This window comes from uncultured Caballeronia sp. (assembly GCF_964243625.1).
Classification (GTDB): Bacteria; Pseudomonadota; Gammaproteobacteria; order Burkholderiales; family Burkholderiaceae; genus Caballeronia.
Genome location: NZ_CAXTGZ010000726.1, coordinates 579 through 2,851 on the forward strand (window position 1 = coordinate 579; position 2,273 = coordinate 2,851).

A 2,273-nucleotide genomic window follows, 5' to 3' on the forward strand; every position below is an offset into this window, starting at 1 on the left:
CGTATCGGCGCTCGGAGGCGATGCTTCTCGCGTTGCGGTGGCCGGTGAGAGCGCGGGAGGCAATCTCGCCGCTTCGACCGCTATCACGCTGCGTGAGCGCGGAGAGCGACTCGCGGCACAACTGCTCGTGGTGCCTGGTGTCGACCTGGCACGTGACACATCGTTGATCGAAGCGAAGCGGCGTGATTTCCCAATGTTGTCAACGTCGGACCTGCGCGATGTTTCACGGCTCTACATGGGGGCCAACGCGATGCAGGCTGGAATGTTTCCGCCGTCGCCTTTGCATGCTGCCGACTTGAGCGGGTTGCCGCCCGCATTGATCGCCGTGGCCGGGCACGACCCGCTTCGCGAAGAGGGACTAGCCTATGCGCAACATCTTGGCGCTGCCGGCGTTCCCGTGCAGGTGCATCGGTTCGACGACATGTTCCATCCGTTCCTCGCATTTTTCGACGCTTCCGCCGCGGCGCGCCGTGCCAACGACGAGATCTGTCGCGCCTTTGCCGCGTGGCTTCTGCAACACGCGTTGCCGATCGCCCGGTGAAGGGCAGGCTTTTTCCATTTCAATGTTCTGGAGTTTTGTATGCGCTATGTTTCATTTGTTAAGGATGGCAAATCGTTGCTCGGCGTGCGCGAAGGTAACAATATCCGCGTGATCGGTGAAGTATCGCTCGAGTCCTTGCTCGCGCAAGGTGTCGACCTCGCGACCTATGGGCACGATCGGGCAAGTGACGAATTGGTCTGCGCCCAAACCGTCACCTTTCTGCCGCCGCTTACGCGTCCGCCGAAGATCATTTGCATCGGTCTGAACTATGCCGACCACACCAAGGAGAGCAAATACGAACAGCCGGACTACCCAACGATTTTCTTTCGCATCCACACGAGTCTCATTGCACATCAGCAGCCGATGATTCGACCCGCTGCGTCCGATTCGCTCGACTTCGAGGGCGAGATCGCCGCGGTGCTGGGCAAGGGCGGCCGGTATATCAGCAAGGACGACGCGTTGTCGTGCGTCGCGGGTTACGCGCTTTTCAACGACGGCTCGGTGCGCGATTACCAGTTCAAATCGCCGCAATGGACCGTCGGCAAGAATTTCGATGGCACCGGCGCCTTCGGCCCCGACCTCGTAACCGCAGACGAACTGCCTAGCGGTGCCAAAGGGTTGCGACTCGAGACGCGCCTGAACGGCGAAATCGTGCAGTCGGCCAGCACGGACGAATTGGTATTCGACATCGCTAGCCTGATCAGTATTCTGAGCGAAGCGATCACCCTGGAAGCGGGTGATGTTATCGTGACGGGCACGCCGTCCGGCATCGGTTGGGCGCGCACGCCGAAACTGCTGATGAAGCACGGCGATGTGTGCGAGGTGAGCGTCGAGGGCATCGGCACGCTGCGCAACGAGATTGTCGACGAACAGGTGGCCTGAGCGGCCGCATCGACGGACTTGCGAGCGTCAGCGTTTGCGAGTCCGTCCCACAGGAGATTGTCATGACGGAATCTATCGTGGCGCGCCCCCGAGCCGGCGTGCATTCAATCGATCACTTTGCGCTCAACTTGCCGTCGCTCGCTGAAGCGCGGCGATTCTTCGACGCTTTCGGCTTGGATGTCAAGACAGTGGGGACCGATGGACAGGAACTCGAACTCCGGGCTGCGGACGGGCATCGGTGGGCACGCGTTTTCGCTACTGATAGAAAATCGTTAGCGTATTTGCGCTTCAACTGTTATGAGAGGGACTTACCTGCGTTGCGTAACCAGGCTGCAGACGCAGGCGCCGACTTGATTGCTTCCGCTGAAAATAACCATGACACAGCTTTCTCGTTTCACGACCTCGACGGCAATCTGATTCAGGTCGCGATTGGCCCGAAAACCAGTCCCGACAGCAAGGCAGTTAAGACGAGTACCGGTGCGATAGCCGATGTGCGCGGAGCTCGCTCGCGTTCGGAAGTGCAGCGCGTAAAACCGCACCGGCTTTCTCACGTTCTCCTGTTCACGCCGGACGTGCTTCGCGCGGTCGATTTCTATGAGCAGGCGCTCGGTCTGCGCCTGTCGGACAAATCGCAGAACCTGATCGCTTTCACACATGCTCCACACGGTTGCGACCATCATCTTGTGGCGTTCGCCAAAAGCCACGCGCGCGGCTGGCATCATTCATCGTGGGACGTCGATAACGTCGACGTCGTAGGCGAGGGCGCAGCGCAGATGGCGGCAGCCGGGTACTCGAAAGGGTGGGGGACCGGCCGGCATGTGCTTGGCTCGAATTACTTCCACTATGTTCA

The 2,273-nt window shown here is 60.0% G+C and carries 3 protein-coding genes; all 3 read left to right on the top strand.

Going from position 1 to position 2,273, the window contains the following annotated elements:
* On the top strand, positions 1 to 541 hold a 541-nt coding region (locus tag ACFFAR_RS29985; protein WP_174365544.1), incomplete at its 5' end, for an alpha/beta hydrolase fold domain-containing protein.
* Between the two features lie 39 nt (positions 542 to 580).
* A complete protein-coding gene (locus tag ACFFAR_RS29990; RefSeq protein WP_174365543.1) occupies positions 581 to 1,423 on the top strand; it encodes a fumarylacetoacetate hydrolase family protein in 843 nt (280 codons plus the stop codon).
* A gap of 62 nt (positions 1,424 to 1,485) precedes the next feature.
* Positions 1,486 to 2,273 (top strand): VOC family protein (locus ACFFAR_RS29995; protein WP_174365542.1); only part of this gene is annotated, 788 nt, incomplete at its 3' end.

Bases quoted from the DNA above. Each gene is read 5' to 3' on its own strand.
- ACFFAR_RS29990 (WP_174365543.1), top strand. From the start codon at position 581: ATGCGCTATGTTTCATTTGTTAAGGATGGCAAATCGTTGCTCGGCGTG.